The sequence below is a fragment of the Prevotella sp. RM4 genome, assembly GCF_000701965.1.
GTDB classification, from domain to species: Bacteria; Bacteroidota; Bacteroidia; order Bacteroidales; family Bacteroidaceae; genus Prevotella; species Prevotella ruminicola.
The window spans coordinates 41,615-61,009 of the sequence record NZ_JNKG01000009.1 but is presented as its reverse complement, the minus strand read 5'-3'; the positions used below and the strand labels follow the sequence as shown (position 1 = coordinate 61,009).

Here is a 19,395-nt window from a genome sequence, read left to right as displayed (position 1 = left end):
TTGGTACTATTGTAGTATGAAAAGATTTGTTTTAGGAATGGCTGCATTAGTGTGTGCAGCAGGCGCAAACGCACAGCGTAAAGCAGCCCTCTACGATTCTACACAGGTAGAAGCGCTGAACGAAATTGTAGTAAAAGGTGTCAGGACACAGAAAAATGCACCATTTGCAGTAGCAAACATCAAGAAAAAGGAGCTTAACGCTTTCTCGAACACAGGAAAAGAATTGCCTTTCCTCTTTTCGCAGACTCCGGGTGTACTGGCTTGGAGCGAGAACGGACTGGGCACAGGTACAACTTATATGCGCATTCGCGGTGCAGGCGATTCGCGCATCAACGTAACACTGGATGGGGTACCCCTGAATTCGCCTGAAGATCAGTGTGTTTTCTGGGCCAACATGAACTCTTACGGTTCGCTGTTAGGTAGTGTACAGATTCAGCGCGGTGTAGGCACATCAACCAACGGTGATGGCGCCTTTGGCGGAACTGTAGCACTCGCTTCAGCCATTCCAAATCAGAAGGCTGGGGGAGAAGTGTCAGTATCATACGGCTCATTCAACACATTCAATGTAGGTGGAAAGTTCTCAACAGGTTTACTGTGGAATCATCTGATTTTTGATGGTGCCTATCACGAGACCAATACTGATGGATTTATCCATGGAACCAGCGGACGCAGCGGTTCTTACTATGGCGGACTCACCTGGATTGGCGACAAGTTCCAGATTCGTTATAAGAACATCGGAAACTTTGAAAAAACCGGTCAGGCTTGGAACGGCGTAACAGCAGGCGACAACGATATGAGTCTGATGGACGGAACTTACGGTATCAACACTGGCATCAAAACCTACAAGGATATGTGGAATGCAGGTCTGGGCAAATACAATTCGCTTTACGAATACCTGACTGGTTACGATAAAGATGCCAACGGCAACTATCCCACAGCGCGCTATCAGCTGAACGACGGCAGCTATTGGAACAAAACCACCGATAACTTCTGGCAGAACCACAACATCCTTTCAGCAGCCTACGATATCAACGACAACTGGAGCATTTCAGGTTCGCTGCACTACACTTACGGCTACGGCTATTATAACGAGTTCCGTCCTCAAAACAAGCTGAAGAAGTTTGGCATGACCTACAGCGGCGTTAAAAAGACCGACTTCGTGCGCCAGAAAGGACTGAGCCAGAACACTTACGGCTTTATCTGGAATGCAAACTACAAGAACGATGCATGGGATGTTATCGGCGGCATGTCGCTCCAGGAGTTCGATGGCAATCACTTTGGATATGTTACCTATATTGCCAACGATGATGTACGAAAGAAATACATGTCTAATGGCGACTACAAATACTACGATTCTGATGCCACCAAGTTTGATGGTAGCGCCTTTGTAAAGGCTGCTTACCACATCAACGAGCAGTGGGATATCTTCGGCGACCTGCAGTATCGCTACGTACAGTACGAAAGTAACGGTATTAACGATAAGTTCTACGAAGAGGGCAGCAGCTATTACAACCAGCGCCTCGATATCGATCAGAAGTATCGTTTCCTGAACCCCAAGGCCGGTTTCTCTTGGAATCTGAACAATCACCGCGTTTACGGATCGGTAGCACTTAGCCACCGCGAACCAGAACGTAATAACTTTACAGATAATGGCGCAAAGCCATTCCCTAAGGCCGAAAGCCTGTTAGATTACGAGTTGGGTTACACCTTTAACAACGACATCTTCCGCTTTGGTGTAAACCTTTATTACATGGACTACACCAACCAGTTTGTACAGACTGGCGAGAAGAGTGATATTGGCGAGGATCTTACCACAAACATCAAAGACTCATACCGTATGGGCGTAGAAATCCAGGGTGGGGTAGATGTTACCTCTTGGCTCAGCATTGAGGGTAATGCTTCACTCAGCAAGAATAAAATCAAAGACTTCGACGAGGTGGCCAGCGTTAACTGGGAAGAGTCGTTCCGCACTATCCACTACGACAACTCTACACTTGCTTTCTCTCCCTCAACCATCCTGAACGGTTTTGTAAACCTGCATTGGAATGGTTTGCAGGCTGTATGGCACACCAATTTTGTAAGCCGTCAGTACCTGGATAATACAGAGAACGCTGATCGTTCGCTGCCTTGCTACTCAGCTTCTGATGCCAACATCAGCTACACCTGGAAGCCCAACAAGGGCATCAAGGAGTGCATCTTCGATCTGAATTTCAACAACATCTTCAATCGTCGCTATGCCGCCAATGGCTGGGTATATTCAAGCATCGTTGAAGAATACGGTCATCCCAACGAGAACCGCTACTATCAGATTGGATTCATTCCTATGGCAGGCTTTACAATGATGGGTAATGTAACACTCCGATTCTAATGGCAGAATTTATTTCAGCACACTGGCTCGACATCACTACCACGTTACTCGGACTGCTCTATATCCTGTTCGAGTATCGCGCCAGCGTATGGCTTTGGTTTGTAGGATTTCTGATGCAGGCCTTAGGCATTGTGCTATACTATCAAAAAGGACTCTATGCCGATTGCGGCATGGAGTTCTATTATCTTTCGATGACCGTTTACGGCTATTGGAAATGGGTACACGGTTCGGCCGAGAAGAAAGAGCTGCCTATCACGCGATTCCCACGCCGACTGATAATCCCTTGGTTGGCTGTTATTCTGGCCATCTGGGGCATTATTTATTGGCTGCTGATCACCTTTACCAACAGTAACGTTCCAGCAGCCGACAGTTTTACTACAGCCCTCAGCATTGTTGGTATCTGGGCCTTGGCTCATAAATACCTGGAACAATGGTTCATCTGGATTGCTGTCGACGTTGTAACCTGTGTTCTTTACTTCTATAAGGACATTCCTTTCAAAGCCGGTCTTTATGCACTTTATGTAGTTATTGCCATTTTTGGCTACAAAAAATGGAAACGAATGACAGATAATCGCCCTATTTGAGCGGTTTTTTGCAATATAATTTGGCTATCTGCCACGTTTTTCGTACTTTTGCAGCGAATTATAACATATTCAAATGCTTATGCAGACGAAAAGTCATTTATCGCGATTAATTCATGACCAGGCCAAGAAGTATGGCGACCGTGAGGTTTTAATCTACAAGGACTTTGGCGGGTCAGTGTGGAAATCATATTCGTGGAATCAGTTCTCGGATATGGTCAAGAAAGTATCTAATGCCTTACTCAATCTGGGTGTAAAGGTACAGGAAAATCTGGGAATCTTCTCTCAGAACTCTGTACAGTATCTGTTCTGCGACTTTGGAGCATGGGGAGTACGCGCCGTAACCATCCCATTCTATGCTACCAGTTCAGAGCAGCAGATCCAGTTTATGATTAGCGATGCTAAAATCAGATTCCTCTTTGTAGGCGAACAGGAGCAGTACGACAAGGCTCGTCGGATTTTCGCTACCTGTCCTACACTCGAACGTATCATCGTATTCGATAAGAACGTACATATCTCGTCACTCGACCTCAGCTCGATGTATTTCGATGATTTCCTGAAGTTAGGCGAGAACTATCCCCGTCAGACCGAAGTTGAGTCGCTTCAGGCTCAGGCTTCGATGGACGATATTGCCAACATCCTTTATACCAGCGGAACAACTGGCGATTCTAAGGGTGTTATCCTTACCTGCGGTCAGTATAATGCCGCAATGATAGCCAACCATAAGTGTGTACCCGTAGGCGAGAACGACAGAGTTCTTAACTTCCTGCCATTCACCCATATCTTTGAGAAGGGTTGGAAGATTCTGTGCCTTACCGAGGGCGCAACACTCATTGTAAACACCTATCCACAAGAGGTTCAGCAGTCGATGAAGGAGACACACCCCACCTGTATGAGTTCCGTTCCCCGTTTCTGGGAGAAGGTATATATGGGTGTTCAGGAGCAGATTGAGAAATCAGGTATGGCCAAGCGCAAACTGTTCCGCCACGCCGAAGCAGTAGGTAAGAAACACAACATCGATTACATTTCAAAAGGCAAGCGCCCACCATTGCTCCTGCACATGGAGTACGAGTTCCTGAATAAAACCGTATTCTCGCTGGTACGTAAGGAGCTGGGCTTAGAGAATGCCCATTTCTTCCCAACAGCAGGTGCTACCGTTAATCCTAAGGTAGAGGAGTTTGTCCACTCTATCGGCATTAACATGATTGTTGGTTACGGTTTGACTGAGAGTCTGGCCACCGTTAGCTGCAATCACCTTGGCAAGCCTTACACCGTTGGTGGTGTTGGTATCCCCATCGAGGGTATCGATATCAAGATCAGCGAAGAGGGCGAGGTACTGCTGAAAGGCCCAACTATCACTCGAGGCTACTATAACCGCGAGGATCTTACCAAGACCGCCTTTACCGAGGATGGTTACTTTAAGACAGGCGACTCAGGTTATCTGAAGGATGGCGAGCTGTTCCTGAAAGAGCGTATTAAGGACCTCTTCAAGACTTCGAACGGAAAGTATATTGCCCCACAGATGATTGAATCTAAGTTGCTGGTTGATAAGTATATCGATCAGATTGCCATCATTGCCGACCAGCGTAAGTTTGTTTCGGCTCTGATTATCCCTGTATATGCCTTATTGGAGGAATATGCCCGCGAGCATAAGATTCCATTCGAGAACAGAGATCAGCTTTGCAAGGACCCACAGATTAACCAGATGATGAAGGAGCGTATTGATACGCTGCAGCAGTCGTTGGCTCACTACGAGCAGATTAAGCGATTCACCATGCTGCCAAACCACTTCACCATGGAGAAGGGCGAACTTACAAATACATTAAAAATCAAGCGTCGCGTACTGAACGAGAACTACAAGAAGGAGATTGACGCGATGTACGCAGAATAAGATATATGATTACTCAGGATCAGCTGAAAGACGTTTTAGAGAGAGCCGATGCGCTGCATCGCTATCTGGAGATAGACAAGAAGAAGATAGAATACGAGGAGGAAGATCTTCGTACGCAGGCTCCTGACTTCTGGGAGGACCGCAAGCGTGCCGAAGAGCAGATGAAGAAGGTTAAAGGCATTAAGAAGTGGCTAGATGGCTATAAAGAGGTTCGCACCTTGGCCGATGAGCTGCAGCTGGCCTTCGACTTCTTCAAGGACGAGATGGTGACCGAAGAGGAGGTGGAAGACACCTATGCTAAAGCCATCAAGGCCATCGAGGATCTGGAGCTGAAGAACATGCTCCGCCAGAAAGAAGACCCTATGGAAGCTGTGCTTAAGATTAACAGCGGCGCTGGTGGTACCGAGGCTCAGGACTGGGCCTCAATGTTGATGCGAATGTATATGCGTTGGGCCGAGGCTCACGGCTATAAGGTAACCATCTCGAACCTGCTTGACGGTGATGAGGCTGGTATTAAGAGTGTAACCATGCAGCTCGAAGGCGGCGATTATGCTTACGGCTATCTGAAGAGCGAGAACGGTGTTCACCGCTTGGTACGTGTATCGCCATTCAACGCTCAGGGTAAGCGTATGACCTCGTTTGCGTCTGTCTTTGTCTCACCTCTGGTTGATGATACCATCGAGGTATATGTAGATCCAGCCAAGCTCTCTTGGGATACTTTCCGCAGTAGTGGTGCTGGTGGTCAGAACGTAAACAAGGTTGAATCAGGTGTACGCTTGCGCTATTGGTATACCGATCCTGATACAGGCGAGGAAGAAGAAATCCTCATTGAGAACACTGAAACCCGCGACCAGCCAAAGAACAAGGAGCGCGCAATGACGCTGCTTAAGTCGCAACTCTACGATCGCGCCATGAAGAAGCGTTTGGAGGCTCAGGCAAAAATCGAGGCTGGCAAGAAGAAGATAGAGTGGGGTAGTCAGATACGTAGCTACGTGTTCGACGACCGCCGCGTAAAAGATCATCGTACCAACTATCAGACCACCGATGTGGATGGTGTGATGGACGGAAAGATCGATGATTTCATCAAGGCCTACCTGATGGAATTCCCTGTTAACGACGACGAACAATAACGAATAACAAATAAAAATCATTAAAACTATGGCTCAAATTGCAAAATCATCAAAGTCTACCCAGAAGAAGGAGGCTTATCAGAAGAAACAAGAAGAAGGTGGCAAGAAAGTGCTGGAGTACATCTTCGGCGCATTACTTATTCTTGCAGTACTGTTTGTAGTATACTCTATTTTCATTGTATCGTAAATGAGCGGACTGGAAATAGAACGCAAATTTCTTGTAAAAAACAACGACTACAAGCGACAGGCTACCAGTAGCAGTCGCATTTGTCAAGGTTATATCTGCAGCGATCGCGGACGTACCGTCAGGGTACGTATCCGTGATAGCCGCGGATATTTAACTATTAAAGGTCCTTCGAACAACGATGGCCTTGCTCGCTATGAGTTCGAAAAGGAGATTTCGCTCGACGAAGCCCAGCATCTGATGGACATCTGCGAGCCAGGCAAGATAGACAAGACACGCTATCTGGTGCCTTGCGGTAAGCATACCTTCGAGGTAGACGAGTTCTATGGTGAGAACGAAGGTTTAGTGATGGCCGAGGTAGAACTTGGTGCTGAGGACGAAACCTTTGAGAAGCCTGATTTCATCGGCAAGGAAGTAACAGGCGATCGCAGATACTACAATTCTTGTCTGCTTAAGAAGCCCTTTACTTCTTGGGACGAAAATACCAAATAAGCGCCCCGATAACAACTGCCGAAGTAACACCAGTAGCATTAGCCGCCAAATCAAGCCAATCGCCACTGCGATGCCCAAACGTACAGTATTCCTGTAACAGCTCCAACACACCACTCATAACGATTGGTGCCAGCCAAGCCCAAAAGAACAGCTTCTCGTAATCTGCCTGCTTATGCTTGCAGGTATACTCTATCCATACTACGATGAACGCACAACCATACATCAGGATATGCACCCATTTATCGGCAAACTCCACATTGTCGAGTGGTGTCTCTGGAAAAAAGGGCACCAATGAAAGAATCCATATCATTGCGATACAGACCATTGAAAAAGGGTACTTTCTTAAGAAATGAAACAAAAAACTCATATTTACTTGCAATTTAGGTGCAAAATTAAGAAATTATTTATACTTTTGCAATCAAATTAAAAGAAAAGTGTATATGTCACAACTTGAAAGGGCAAGTTTTGGTAGTAAATTAGGTGTTATTCTGGCCACAGCAGGTTCTGCTGTTGGCTTAGGCAACATATGGCGCTTTCCGTATATGACAGGACAGAATGGTGGCGCCATTTTCATTATTATCTATGTGTTCTGTATCCTGTTGTTGGGCATTCCATGTATGATAAGCGAGTTTATTATTGGTCGTCATGGTCAGGCAAACACAGCTCGCGCATTCCGCATCATGTCGGGCGATACCATCTGGTCGCTCATTGGCTACATGGGGGTGCTTACAGGTTTTCTTATCTCAGGCTATTATGCTGTGGTATCCGGCTGGTGCCTCGAGTACGTATGGGCCTCGCTTTCAGGCAAACTCTTAGGCAATCCCGACTATATCCAATCGTACTTCGTCACGTTCTCGCAGGATCCTATCAAGCCTGTATTCTGGACGTTTATCATTCTGCTGGCCACCTATATTATTATAGAGAATGGTGTACGCAACGGTATTGAGAAGGCATCAAAGCTTATGATGCCCATATTGTTTATACTGTTGCTCATCATTGTTGTAGCATCGTGCATGCTGCCAAATGCCGAAAAGGGTATCGAGTTCTTATTTAAGCCCGATATTTCGAAACTAAACAGCGATGTATTCCTGGCAGCCTTAGGCCAGTCGTTCTACTCGCTGAGTATTGCAATGGGATGTATCTGCACCTATGCCAGCTACTATTCTAAGCAAACCAATCTCACGGCTTCGGCAGTAAATATCAGTATCATCGATTTCCTGGTAGCCCTGCTGGCCGGACTGATTATCTTCCCTGCAGCCTTCTCTGTAGGAGTTAATCCCGATAGTGGTCCTTCGCTCATATTTATCACGTTGCCTAACGTATTCCACCAGGCATTTGGAAATATTGCAAGTTTAGGATACATTATTTCAGTACTGTTTTATACCTTACTCTCGATGGCAGCACTTACATCACTCATGTCGTTGCACGAAGTAAGCACAGCATTCCTTGAGGAGGAGCTTGGCACCACCCGCAAACGTGCGGCTATGTTTGTAACTATCGGCAGCATTCTGGTTGGTACCGTCTGCTCATTGTCGCTCGGTCCTTGGCAGGACTTTAAATTGTTCGACATGACCATCTTCGACCTCTTCGACTTTGTAACTGGTCAGTTGTTCCTGCCTATCGTGGGCTTCCTTACCTGTATCTTTATCGGCTGGTATGTGCCACATAAAATTGTACGCGATGAGTTTACCAATATGGGCACCTTGCGCAATGAACATCTGTTTCATAGCTACATCTTCCTTGTAAAGTATGTGTGTCCTATCTGCATACTGTTTATATTCCTTCACCAATTCGGACTATTGTAAATGGAGAACAGAGGTACATTTGGCAGCAAACTGGCCATTATCCTGACTACTGCAGGATCGGCCGTAGGATTAGGAAACATCTGGCGCTTTCCATTCATGACGGGTCAGAATGGCGGTGCCGCTTTCATACTTATCTATCTGGGATGTGTGCTGATATTAGGCATACCAGGTATGATTAGCGAATTTGTAGTTGGCCGTTACTCACAATCCAACGCTGCCAGAGCTTATGGCAACGTAGGATTCAGGCGCGCCAAGTATATTGGCTACTTGGGCATTCTTACATCCACCATCATTCTCGGCTTCTATGCCGTTGTGGCTGGCTGGTGCTTGCAATACCTGTATGCCTCGATAACTGGTAAGCTGATTGGTGATACCAGCTACATCATCGAATACTTTAAAAACTTCTCGAGCGACCCCATCCGTCCCTGCTTGTGGGGTGTTGGCTTTGTACTGATTACACACTATGTAGTGGCCAAAGGCGTAAACGATGGTATAGAACGAGCATCCAAGTTGCTCATGCCGCTTTTGCTCATACTGCTGGTTATCATTGTTATTGCATCGTGCCTGCTTCCAGGTGCTTCAAAAGGTATAGAATTCCTGCTGAAACCTGATTTCTCGAAGGTAAGCAGCAATGTATTCCTCGAGGCTTTAGGTCAGGCTTTCTTCTCGTTAAGCTTGGGTACCGCTTGTTTGTGTACTTACGCTTCGTATTTTAAAAAAGATACCAACCTTGTTAAATCAGCTACTCAGATAGCCTTACTCGACTCGATGATAGCCATCTTAGCAGGTTTGATGATATTCCCAGCCGCCTTCTCGGTTGGCGTACAGCCCGATAGCGGTCCATCGCTCATATTCATTACACTGCCTAATGTGTTCCGTCAGGCGTTTGTAGGCATGCCTATCATTGGATTCGTTATCGCCATCCTGTTTTATGCCCTGCTGGTGTTTGCAGCCTTAACATCTACCATCTCTATGCACGAGATTGGTACAGCATTCTTCCACGAAGAGTTGCATCTGCCAAGAAACAAGGCCGCGTGGATACTGACCACCGTTTGTGGACTGATAGCCATATTCTGCTCGCTATCCGTAGGCGCTTACAGTCAGTTGCAGATATTTGGCATGTCGCTGATGGACTTCTGCGACACACTTACAGCACAAATCATGCTACCCACTGGCGCCTTCTTTACCAGCATACTTATCGGATGGTTTGTTGAGCGCAAACTGGTACTCAATGAGTTTACAAACAACGGTTCGCTAAAGGCCACCTTTTTTAGCGCCTATCTGTTCTCTGTTAAGTTCATTGTTCCTCTCTGTATCCTATTAATATTCCTGCATCAGTTCCATATTATATGATACGCGAATTCTTTTATCTGCAGAAGTCCGACCGTAAAGTTATACTCTCGCTGTTAGTAGTCATCGTATCGGTATTCACCATGATATGTCTGACTGGTGGAAATGATACATCGACAACCACCACACAAAAGAATTCGCCCCGTTCAGCTGCCCGCAAAAACCATTACTATGCCAGCAGTCCTAAGAAGGTAGAACGATTCGCCTTCGACCCTAATACAGCTGATAGCACCCAACTGCTGCGTTTAGGATTGCAACCTTGGCAGGTACGCAACATCTATAAATATCGCGCTGCGGGTGGCATTTATCGCCAGCCTATCGATTTTGCCAAGCTTTATGGACTAACCGTTAAGCAATATCGTGAACTGGAGCCTTACATCCGCATCTCCAGCGATTACCTGCCAGCATCTACGCTGGTAAAAGAACGGGCAAGCTATAGTCCGAAAGCAACCAAGGATACAGTAGTTGTCTATCAGCGCCCCACGAAGATAAAGGCTACAGAACATATAGTGCTGAATACTGCCGATAGCACAGCGCTGACAACCATTCCTGGTATCGGTCCTTACTACGCTCGCCGAATTATACAATACGGCAATAGGTTAGGAGGTTACGTGAGTGTAGAACAACTCGATGAAATCGACGATTTCCCGACAGAAGCCAAGCAATATCTGGTGATAAACAACCCTGCACCTAAGAAACTGAACATCAACCAATTATCGCTTAACGAATTAAGACGCCATCCATACATCAACTTTTATATGGCTAAAGCCATCACCGATTATCGCCGTCTGCATGGCACCATCACATCACTAAACGAACTACGACTTATTAAAGACTTTACACCCGAAGTTATTAAGCGCCTTACGCCCTATGTTGCGTACTGATATGTTAATAAATCATAGCGAATGATAGCTGATTCGTGGAAAAGTTGTATATTTGCAAAATAAACTAAAAAACTTTTGAAAGATGTTTGGATTAGGATTCCAGGAAATACTGGTTATTGCACTGATAGTATTGCTGTTCTTTGGCGGCAAGAAGATTCCTGAACTGATGCGTGGCCTGGGTAAAGGCGTAAAAAGCTTCAAGGAGGGAATGAACGAGGTTACAGACTTGAAAGAAGAGGTAGAAAAGGACGAGAAGAAGGATGCGTGATACACCCACAATGACGTTCTGGGATCATCTCGACGAACTGCGTGGGGTGATAGTCAGAGTGTTGGTGGTAACAGTCATTGGAGCATCAGTTGCCTTCTGCTTAAAGGACGAACTCTTTGCCATCGTACTGGCACCACGCTCCAGCGATTTCATCACCTACCAACTATTGGGCGTAGAACCATTCTGTGTTCATCTGATGAACATCGGACTTACAGAACAGTTCATGGTTCACCTTAAAACAGCCTTCTATGCAGGCGTTCTGGTGGCTTCGCCTTATATCATCTACCAACTCTTCCGCTTTGTATCGCCAGCGCTCTATGACAACGAAAGGAAATACGCCACACTGCTCTGCTTTAGCGGCTACTTGATGTTTATGCTGGGCACAGCACTCAACTATCTGCTGATATTCCCGCTTACCGTCAAGTTCCTTGGCACTTATCAGGTTAGTCCCGATGTAGCAAATATGCTCACATTGCAATCGTACATGGATACGTTGCTGATGATGAACCTGGTGATGGGTATTGTGTTCGAACTGCCTGTAGTAAGCTGGCTGTTAGGCAAAATGGGACTGATTAATGCTGCGATGATGCAGAGCTTACGCCGGCATGCTGTAGTGGCAATACTGGTGGTAGCGGCAATTATCACCCCCACTACCGACGCCTTTACGCTCATTGTGGTAGCATTGCCCATCTGGCTGCTCTACGAACTGAGCATCGTAATAGTAAGAATAACCGAATAGATAAATACTTATATAATAAACTTATGCTTCGTAAAATCAGAACCATCCTTGCAGCGGTGATGTTTGTACTGATCACCCTGCTGTTCCTCGACTTTACAGGAACGTTGCACCATTGGCTTTCATGGTGTGCCAAGATTCAGTTCTTGCCCGCAGTGATGGCACTCAATGTGGTAGTGGTAGCAGCATTTTTGATTATTACACTTATTTGTGGCCGCACTTACTGCTCCATCATCTGTCCTATGGGCGTATTTCAGGACATACTAGCCCGACTGAACAGAAAAAAGAACAAATACAGCTATTCGAAAGAGGTTCGCTGGTTGCGTTACCCAGTACTTGTGGTATTTATCATTGCAGGTGTAGCTGGCATCGGCTCTATATTCCAGTTGTTAGCTCCTTATAGCAGCTACGGACGTATCGCCACCATGATATTCCAGCCCGTTTGGAAGATGGGCAACAACATCTTAGCCGAACTGGCTGAGCGCGCCGATAGCTATGCTTTCTACAGCGTTGATACATGGATGCGCTCAATGCCTGTATTCGTGATTGCTGCTGTTACCCTGGTAGTAATATTTATCTTGGCTTGGCGAGGCGGACGTACCTATTGCAACACCATCTGCCCAGTAGGTACCATCCTGTCTTTCTTTGCCCGTTTCTCATGGCTTAAAATCCGATTCGACGAAGATAAGTGCAAGAACTGCTCACTCTGTTCAAAGAACTGCAAAGCATCTTGTATCGATTTTAAGACACACAGTATCGACTATACCCGTTGCGTGGTTTGTGGTAACTGTATCGATAGTTGTAAGTTTGGTGCGCTGAAGTACACAGCTGCCGGCCCGTCAAAAAAGACAAATAAAGCTACCGATGCCAACCCCATCAATACCTCAAAGCGCTCGTTCCTGTTGGCAACAGCCTTGGTAACTACAGCCGCTCTGGCTCAGAAAAAGAAAGAGAAGCTGATGGATGGCGGACTGGCAGAACTGGAAGATAAGGTAGCTCCTGAGCGCCAGACACCGCTCACACCTCCAGGTTCGCTCTCGTTCCAGAATCTGCCCACACGATGCACAGGCTGCCAGCTTTGTGTATCAGAGTGCCCCAACCAGGTGTTGCGTCCTAGTAGCGATTTAATGCACCTGATGCAGCCCACCATGTCGTACGAGCACGGCTATTGTCGCCCAGAGTGTACGCGTTGCTCTGAAGTTTGTCCTGCAGATGCCATCCAGAAGGTTGATAAGGAGGAGAAAACTGCCATCCAGATTGGTCATGCCGTTTGGATTAAGAAGAACTGCGTACCCATTACCGATGGGGTAGAGTGTGGTAACTGTGCCCGCCATTGTCCTTCGGGTGCTATCGAAATGGTTCCACTCGATGAGAACGATGAGGAATCACCAATGGTTCCTGCAATCAACGAGGCTGCATGTATTGGCTGCGGTGCCTGCGAGTATGTTTGTCCGGCTCGTCCATTCTCAGCTATCTATGTTGAGGGACACGAAGTTCACAAGAAGATTTAAGGAGGATAATTTATGGAAAAGAAGAATATAACACGCCGTGCGTTCCTTAAGCTCTTTGGAGCAGGATCAGTAGCTACAGCCGCTACACTTGCAGGATGCAAAAGTGGCAATAAGGCAGGTAGTCAGGCAAAACAAGAATATAGGAACCAGGTTGAACCACCTGTTGGTCAGATGACCTATCGCGTTAACCCAAAGAATAAGGACAAGGTTTCTATTCTGGGCTATGGTATGATGCGCCTGCCATCTAAGGTGGATAACAGCGATGAGTTTGATCAGGACATGATTAACAAGCAAATCGATTATGCCTTGGCTCATGGTCTGAACTACATCGATACATCGCCTGTTTATTGTCAGGGAAAGTCAGAGCGCTGCACAGGTATCGCCCTGAGCCGCCACAAGCGTAGCGAGTACTTTGTGGCCACCAAACTCTCTAACTTCAACCACGACTACTGGTCATTCGAGAAGTCGAAGGAGATGTACCACAACTCTATGAAGGAGCTGCAAGTTGATTACATCGACTACTATCTGCTGCATGCCGTAGGTGGCAGCATGGAGGAGTTTAACGGGCGCTATGTGGATAATGGCATAATGGACTATCTGCTGAAGGAGCGCGAGGCAGGCCGCATTCGTAACCTGGGATTCTCGTTCCACGGTAAGCAGGAAGTGTTCGACGAGGTGCTGGCCCTCGACGAGAAGTACCATTGGGACTTTGTACAGATTGAGCTGAACTATCTGGATTGGGATTATGCCAACGAGATTAGTCAGAGCAACGTAGATGCCAGTTATCTATATGCCGAGCTGCAAAAGAAAGGCATACCTGCAGTTATTATGGAACCGCTGTTAGGAGGCCGATTGGCTAACCTCCCACAGTATCTGATGACAGAACTGAAGAGTCGCGCCCCAGAGCGTAGCGTGGCATCATGGGCTTTCCGCTATGCAGGCACCAACGAGGGTGTACTTACCGTATTGAGCGGTATGACCTATATGGAGCACCTGAAGGATAACCTGCTCTCGTACTGTCCGCTGAAACCGCTTACCGAAGAGGAGATGCGATTCCTTGACAAGGATATCGCTCAGAAGATTGTAGGTCTCGAAAACATTCCTTGCAACGATTGTAAGTACTGCATGCCTTGTCCTTACGGTGTGGATATACCAGCCATCTTTGTACACTACAACAAGTGCAAGAACGAGGGTTCGCTGCCTATGGGAGTGGGCGATGCTGAGTATCGCAAGCATCGTCGCCAGTATCTCATTTCGCTGGACCGTGTAGTTCCTCGCGATCGCCAGCCTGATCATTGCATCCAGTGCGGCCAGTGTGAGCCTCATTGTCCACAAAGCATTCGCATTCCACGCGAACTGGCAAAGATTGATGAGATGATTGAGAGCTTGAAGCGCAACCCAGAGGGCCCAGAAGTATAAAAAGTGTAGAAAATTTGGTTAATTGCCTAATTTGCAGTACCTTTGCACCCGAAATAAACGTTTATAGAAGAAAATGGCATTAAAATGTGGTATTGTAGGACTGCCAAATGTGGGCAAGTCTACCTTGTTTAATTGTCTGTCGAGTGCCAAAGCTCAGGCAGCAAACTTCCCTTTTTGTACAATCGAACCCAATGTGGGTGTAATCACTGTACCTGATGAAAGACTGACCAAACTCGCTGAGTTGGTTCACCCAGGACGTATCGTTCCTGCTACCTGCGAGATTGTAGATATTGCTGGTCTCGTAAAAGGCGCCTCTAAGGGCGAAGGATTAGGCAATAAATTCCTTGGAAATATCCGCGAAACCGATGCTATCATCCACGTGCTGCGTTGTTTCGAGGATGAGAATATCACTCACGTTGATGGCACTATCGACCCCATCCGCGATAAGGAGATTATCGATACAGAGCTTCAGCTGAAGGACCTTGAGACTATCGAGAGCCGCTTGGCTAAGACCGAGAAGGCCGCAGCTGCTGGTAATAAGGACGCTAAGATCGAGGCTACCGTACTGCACGCTTATAAAGAAGTGCTGGAGCAGGGTAAGAATGCCCGTATCGTAGAGTTCGAAAGCAAGGACGAGCAGGATTGCGCTCGCAATCTGTTCCTACTCACTTCAAAGCCTGTGCTTTACGTTTGTAACGTAGGCGAGACTGATGCTAAATCAGGTAATGCCTTTACCAAGAAGGTAGAGGAGCTGGCAAAGGAAGAGGGCGCAGAAACCATGGTGATTGCCGCTAAGACCGAAGAGGATATCGCTGAACTGGAGAGCTACGAGGACAAGCAGATGTTCTTGGAAGAGCTTGGCTTAGAGGAGAGTGGTGTAAACCGCCTGATTAAGAAGGCTTATGCGCTGCTGAACCTCGAAACCTTTATCACCGCTGGTGAGATGGAGGTAAAGGCCTGGACCTATAAGAAGGGCTGGAAGGCTCCACAGTGTGCTGGTGTGATCCACACCGACTTTGAGAAGGGCTTTATCCGTGCCGAAGTAATCAAGTACGACGACTATATCCAGTATGGCTCTGAGGCAGCTGTACGCGAGGCTGGTAAGCTGGCCGTTGAGGGTAAGGAGTACGTAGTACAGGATGGCGACATTATGCATTTCCGCTTTAACGTATGATGAATCTACTCAACTATATCCTTTGGGATCCAAATCTGGTTGCATTTAAACTGGGCCCTTTTTCAATTCGCTGGTACGGACTGATGTGGGTCTTCGGATTGGTTGTGGCCTACCTCTTGGTTCAGCGCCTCTACAAGGAGCAGAAGATTAAGGACGAATATTTCGACCCGCTCGCATTCTACTGTTTCTTCGGCATCCTGATTGGTGCTCGTCTGGGCCATTGCTTATTCTACGAGCCCGATTATTTCCTGACTTCAAGCAAGGGAATAATTGAGATGATACTGCCTATCCGTTTTGGCGATGATGGCAGTTGGCTAGGACAAACATTTGGTTTCCACGTCATCGGCTATGCTGGTTTGGCCTCGCATGGCGGAACTTTAGGCTTGATGATTGCCCTCTGGATGTATGTACGCAGAACCAAACTGAGCATCTGGACGGTGCTCGATAATATAGCAATTGCCACAGGTTCTACGGCCTGCTGTATCCGCTTGGGCAACCTGATGAACTCAGAGATTATCGGCAAGATTACCGATGTACCCTGGGCATTCATCTTCGAGAAAGTTGATGCCGTTCCACGCCATCCAGGACAGCTGTACGAGGCCATCGCCTACGCCATCCTGTTTGTCATCATGTGGACTCTGCATAAAAAGAAGCCTGAGAAGATTGGTACTGGCTGGTATTTCGGATTCTGCCTTACGTATATCTTCACCTTCCGCTTCTTCATCGAATACACCAAGGAGGTACAGGAGGCCTTCGAGGCATCGCTTCCCATCGATATGGGACAGATACTCTCTATTCCCTTTATCATATTGGGAACCTACTGCATGATAAAAGCCAAGAAAAAGGCTTAATAAGACATTTCACTGGTTTCAAACATAGAAACTGCCAGTTCCTTGCAGGGAAACTGGCAGTTTCTTTATTGGGAAATAACTGTTTACAGCAAGGAAACTACTTGCCGGAAACAATCTTTTTGATGTCATTCAACTTGTTGAGAGCCTCGATAGGGGTGAGGTTATTCACATCAAGGCCTAGGATCTCGTCGCGAACCTGACAGAGCACTGGGTCATCAAGCTGGAAGAAACTCAACTGCATACCCTCACGCGAACCAGCAATCTCCTTAGTAGGCTTACCGGCAGTGCCTACCTGGGCATTATCCGATTCAAGCTGCTTCAGAATCACATTAGCACGCTTTACGATGGAGCGAGGCATACCAGCAATCTCGGCTACATGGATACCAAACGAGTGCTCAGAACCACCACGTTCCAATTTACGCAGGAAGATAACCTTGCCATCAACCTCTTTAACTGATACATTGTAGTTCTTGATACGAGAGAAATTCTTCTCCATCTCGTTCAACTCATGGTAGTGAGTAGCAAACAAGGTGCGAGGATGTCCTTTGGCATTCTCGTGCAGATATTCTACTATCGCCCAAGCAATAGAGATACCATCATAGGTACTGGTTCCACGACCTAACTCATCGAAGAGCACCAGCGAGCGACTGCTCACGTTGTTCAGGATGTTCGAAGCCTCGGTCATCTCTACCATAAAGGTAGATTCGCCCAGCGAAATATTATCTGAAGCACCCACACGGGTGAAGATTTTATCCACCAAACCGATTCTGGCGGCCTCTGCAGGCACAAAGCAACCTATCTGGGCCAGCAGCACAATCAATGCAGTTTGGCGCAACAGCGCCGACTTACCGGCCATATTAGGACCTGTGATGATGATAATCTGCTGACGTTCGTTGTCTAACAATATATCGTTGGGCACATAATACTCGCCAAGGGGCAGTTCCTGTTCGATTACAGGATGGCGACCTTGTTTGATATCAATCACCTCCGACGAATCGATTACGGGGCGGATATACTTGTTCTCCTCAGCCGCCTTGGCAAAGCTGAGCAAGCAGTCCAAACGGGCAATGATATTAGCGTTTATCTGAATCTGTGGGATAAACTCCTGCATGCTCATAATCAGATCGTTGAAGAGCTTGCCCTCTAACGACAGAATCTTATCCTCAGCACCCAGAATCTTCTCTTCGTACTCCTTCAGTTCCTGAGTGATATAGCGCTCGGCCTGGGCCAGTGTCTGCTTACGAACCCACTCGGGTGGAACAAGTTCCTTATAGGTATTACGCACCTCAAGATAGTAGCCAAACACGTTGTTATAGCCTATCTTCAAGCTCTGGATACCAGTTTCCTGAGCCTCGCGCTCCTGTATCTTCAGCAGATAATCCTTACCACTATAGGCTATGCTACGCAACTCGTCGAGTTCGGCATTCACACCGTCGCGAATCACGCCACCCTTTGCAACCAACTGTGGGGGATCGTTCTGAATCTCCTTCTCGATACGGTCGCGCAGCGATTCGCAAAGGTTCAGCTGCTCGCCAATACGGTTCAGCGTTGGGTTCTTGGCATACAAACAAGCCGTTTTAATGGGCTGAATGGCCTGCAGGGCAGTCTTGAGCTGCACAACCTCGCGAGGCGATACTCTTCCAACGGCAGCCTTCGAGATAATACGTTCCAAGTCGCCAATATGATGTATCTGATCGTCGATACACTCACGGAACTCGGGCTCGCGATAGTAATACTCTACCACATCCAGTCGCTCGTTAATGGGCTTTTCATCCTTCAGAGGGAAAACCAGCCAGCGGCGCAGTAATCGGCCTCCCATTGGGCTCACCGTCTTATCAATCACATCAAGCAGTGACTTTCCATCCTCTTGCATGGGGTAAACCAACTCCAAGCTGCGGATGGTGAACTTATCCAGTCGCACGTACTTATCCTCTTCGATACGAGAGATAGAAGTGATATGTCCTATCTGAGTGTGCTGTGTCTGCTCGAGATACTGCAGAATGGCACCTGCGGCAATAACACCCGACTGCAGATGATCTACACCAAAGCCTTTCAGGTTCTTTACGTTAAAATGCTGTAATAGTTTCTGCTTACCTGTCTGATCGGTAAACACCCAATCGTCCAACTGGAACGTAAAGTATTTAGTACCAAAGTTGCGCTCAAAATCCTGTTTGCGATTACGATCGTAAAGCACCTCTTTGGGCGAAAAGTTGCCCAGCAGTTTCTCTACATAATCGGCAGTTCCTTCACCTGTCAGAAACTCACCTGTCGAGATATCAAGAAAAGCCACACCAAAGCTCGACTTACCAAAATGGATAGCCGCCAGGAAGTTGTTCTCCTTGTAATTCAGCACGTTATCGCTCATGGCCACACCAGGTGTAACCAACTCGGTAATGCCACGCTTAACAAGCTTTTTTGTGAGTTTGGGATCTTCCAGCTGGTCGCAGATGGCCACACGTTTGCCAGCGCGAATCAGCTTAGGCAGATAGGTATCCAAGGCGTGATGAGGAAAACCAGCCATTTCATCGCCTTTGCCACCAGCACCGTTACTACGATGTGTTAAGGTGATACCTAATATCTTTGAGGCAGTAATAGCGTCTTCGCAATAGGTTTCATAAAAGTCGCCACACCTGAAAAGCATGACTGCATCTGGGTGTTTCGCCTTCAAATCAAAGAACTGTTTCATCATAGGGGTTAGTTCTTTCCCCGCTATTTTTGCCATAACTACCTAAATTTAAATCTGAGCGGCAA

The 19,395-nt window shown here is 47.0% G+C and carries 17 protein-coding genes; 15 read left to right on the top strand and 2 right to left on the bottom strand.

Going from position 1 to position 19,395, the window contains the following annotated elements:
* Window positions 1-16 precede the first annotated feature (16 nt).
* From T499_RS0108305 to T499_RS0108280, 6 genes are all read left to right on the top strand, one after another.
* Window positions 17-2,368 (top strand): TonB-dependent receptor, encoded by a 2,352-nt coding sequence (locus tag T499_RS0108305; protein ID WP_033150607.1) that lies wholly within the window; start codon window positions 17-19, stop codon window positions 2,366-2,368.
* Window positions 2,368-2,952, top strand: coding sequence for a nicotinamide riboside transporter PnuC (gene pnuC / locus T499_RS0108300; protein ID WP_033150606.1), 585 nt, complete (start codon window positions 2,368-2,370; stop codon window positions 2,950-2,952). The genes T499_RS0108305 and pnuC overlap by 1 nt, the downstream gene beginning before the upstream one ends.
* 79 nt (window positions 2,953-3,031) lie before the next feature.
* On the top strand, window positions 3,032-4,840 hold the full coding sequence (locus T499_RS0108295; RefSeq protein ID WP_033150790.1) for an AMP-dependent synthetase/ligase: 1,809 nt from the start codon (window positions 3,032-3,034) through the stop codon (window positions 4,838-4,840).
* Window positions 4,841-4,845: 5 nt separating this feature from the next.
* The gene (gene prfB / locus T499_RS0108290; RefSeq protein ID WP_013063646.1) at window positions 4,846-5,970 is read left to right on the top strand and encodes a peptide chain release factor 2; all 1,125 of its coding nucleotides are present in this window, start codon (window positions 4,846-4,848) and stop codon (window positions 5,968-5,970) included.
* A 28-nt stretch (window positions 5,971-5,998) separates the two neighbouring features.
* Window positions 5,999-6,157 (top strand): hypothetical protein, encoded by a 159-nt coding sequence (locus T499_RS14860; RefSeq protein WP_013064297.1) that lies wholly within the window; start codon window positions 5,999-6,001, stop codon window positions 6,155-6,157.
* Entirely contained in the window at window positions 6,158-6,646 is a 489-nt protein-coding gene (locus T499_RS0108280) for a CYTH domain-containing protein (RefSeq protein ID WP_033150605.1), read from the top strand. It begins immediately after the preceding gene.
* Here the strand turns inward: T499_RS0108280 and T499_RS0108275 are convergent.
* On the bottom strand, window positions 6,618-6,956 hold the full coding sequence (locus T499_RS0108275; protein ID WP_232221083.1) for a VanZ family protein: 339 nt from the start codon (window positions 6,954-6,956) through the stop codon (window positions 6,618-6,620). The genes T499_RS0108280 and T499_RS0108275 overlap by 29 nt on opposite strands.
* A gap of 130 nt (window positions 6,957-7,086) precedes the next feature.
* Between T499_RS0108275 and T499_RS0108270 the strand changes: the two genes are divergently transcribed.
* The 9 genes from T499_RS0108270 to lgt all read left to right on the top strand — a co-directional run bounded on the left by T499_RS0108270 (window position 7,087) and on the right by lgt (window position 16,644).
* The gene (locus T499_RS0108270; RefSeq protein ID WP_033150603.1) at window positions 7,087-8,451 is read left to right on the top strand and encodes a sodium-dependent transporter; all 1,365 of its coding nucleotides are present in this window, start codon (window positions 7,087-7,089) and stop codon (window positions 8,449-8,451) included.
* Window positions 8,452-9,804 carry a sodium-dependent transporter gene (locus tag T499_RS0108265; protein ID WP_033150602.1) on the top strand — a complete coding sequence of 451 codons (1,353 nt, stop codon included), beginning with the start codon at window positions 8,452-8,454 and terminating at the stop codon, window positions 9,802-9,804.
* The gene (locus T499_RS0108260) at window positions 9,801-10,685 is read left to right on the top strand and encodes a ComEA family DNA-binding protein (protein ID WP_033150601.1); all 885 of its coding nucleotides are present in this window, start codon (window positions 9,801-9,803) and stop codon (window positions 10,683-10,685) included. The genes T499_RS0108265 and T499_RS0108260 overlap by 4 nt, the downstream gene beginning before the upstream one ends.
* 82 nt (window positions 10,686-10,767) lie before the next feature.
* Window positions 10,768-10,953, top strand: a complete 186-nt coding sequence (locus T499_RS0108255) for a Sec-independent protein translocase subunit TatA/TatB (RefSeq protein ID WP_013063539.1) — start codon at window positions 10,768-10,770, stop codon at window positions 10,951-10,953.
* Window positions 10,946-11,692, top strand: coding sequence for a twin-arginine translocase subunit TatC (gene tatC, locus T499_RS0108250; RefSeq protein WP_033150600.1), 747 nt, complete (start codon window positions 10,946-10,948; stop codon window positions 11,690-11,692). Before T499_RS0108255 ends, tatC begins: the two co-directional genes overlap by 8 nt.
* Before the next feature lie 23 nt (window positions 11,693-11,715).
* The gene (locus T499_RS0108245) at window positions 11,716-13,200 is read left to right on the top strand and encodes a 4Fe-4S binding protein (RefSeq protein WP_033150599.1); all 1,485 of its coding nucleotides are present in this window, start codon (window positions 11,716-11,718) and stop codon (window positions 13,198-13,200) included.
* Window positions 13,201-13,212: 12 nt separating this feature from the next.
* The gene (locus T499_RS0108240; protein ID WP_033150598.1) at window positions 13,213-14,619 is read left to right on the top strand and encodes an aldo/keto reductase; all 1,407 of its coding nucleotides are present in this window, start codon (window positions 13,213-13,215) and stop codon (window positions 14,617-14,619) included.
* A 73-nt stretch (window positions 14,620-14,692) separates the two neighbouring features.
* Window positions 14,693-15,793, top strand: a complete 1,101-nt coding sequence (gene ychF / locus T499_RS0108235) for a redox-regulated ATPase YchF (RefSeq protein WP_013064510.1) — start codon at window positions 14,693-14,695, stop codon at window positions 15,791-15,793.
* Entirely contained in the window at window positions 15,790-16,644 is an 855-nt protein-coding gene (lgt, locus tag T499_RS0108230) for a prolipoprotein diacylglyceryl transferase (RefSeq protein WP_033150597.1), read from the top strand. Before ychF ends, lgt begins: the two co-directional genes overlap by 4 nt.
* A gap of 97 nt (window positions 16,645-16,741) precedes the next feature.
* On the opposite strand, the gene mutS is transcribed toward lgt, so the two are convergent.
* A complete protein-coding gene (gene mutS / locus T499_RS0108225) occupies window positions 16,742-19,366 on the bottom strand; it encodes a DNA mismatch repair protein MutS (protein WP_033150596.1) in 2,625 nt (874 codons plus the stop codon).
* Window positions 19,367-19,395 lie beyond the last annotated feature (29 nt).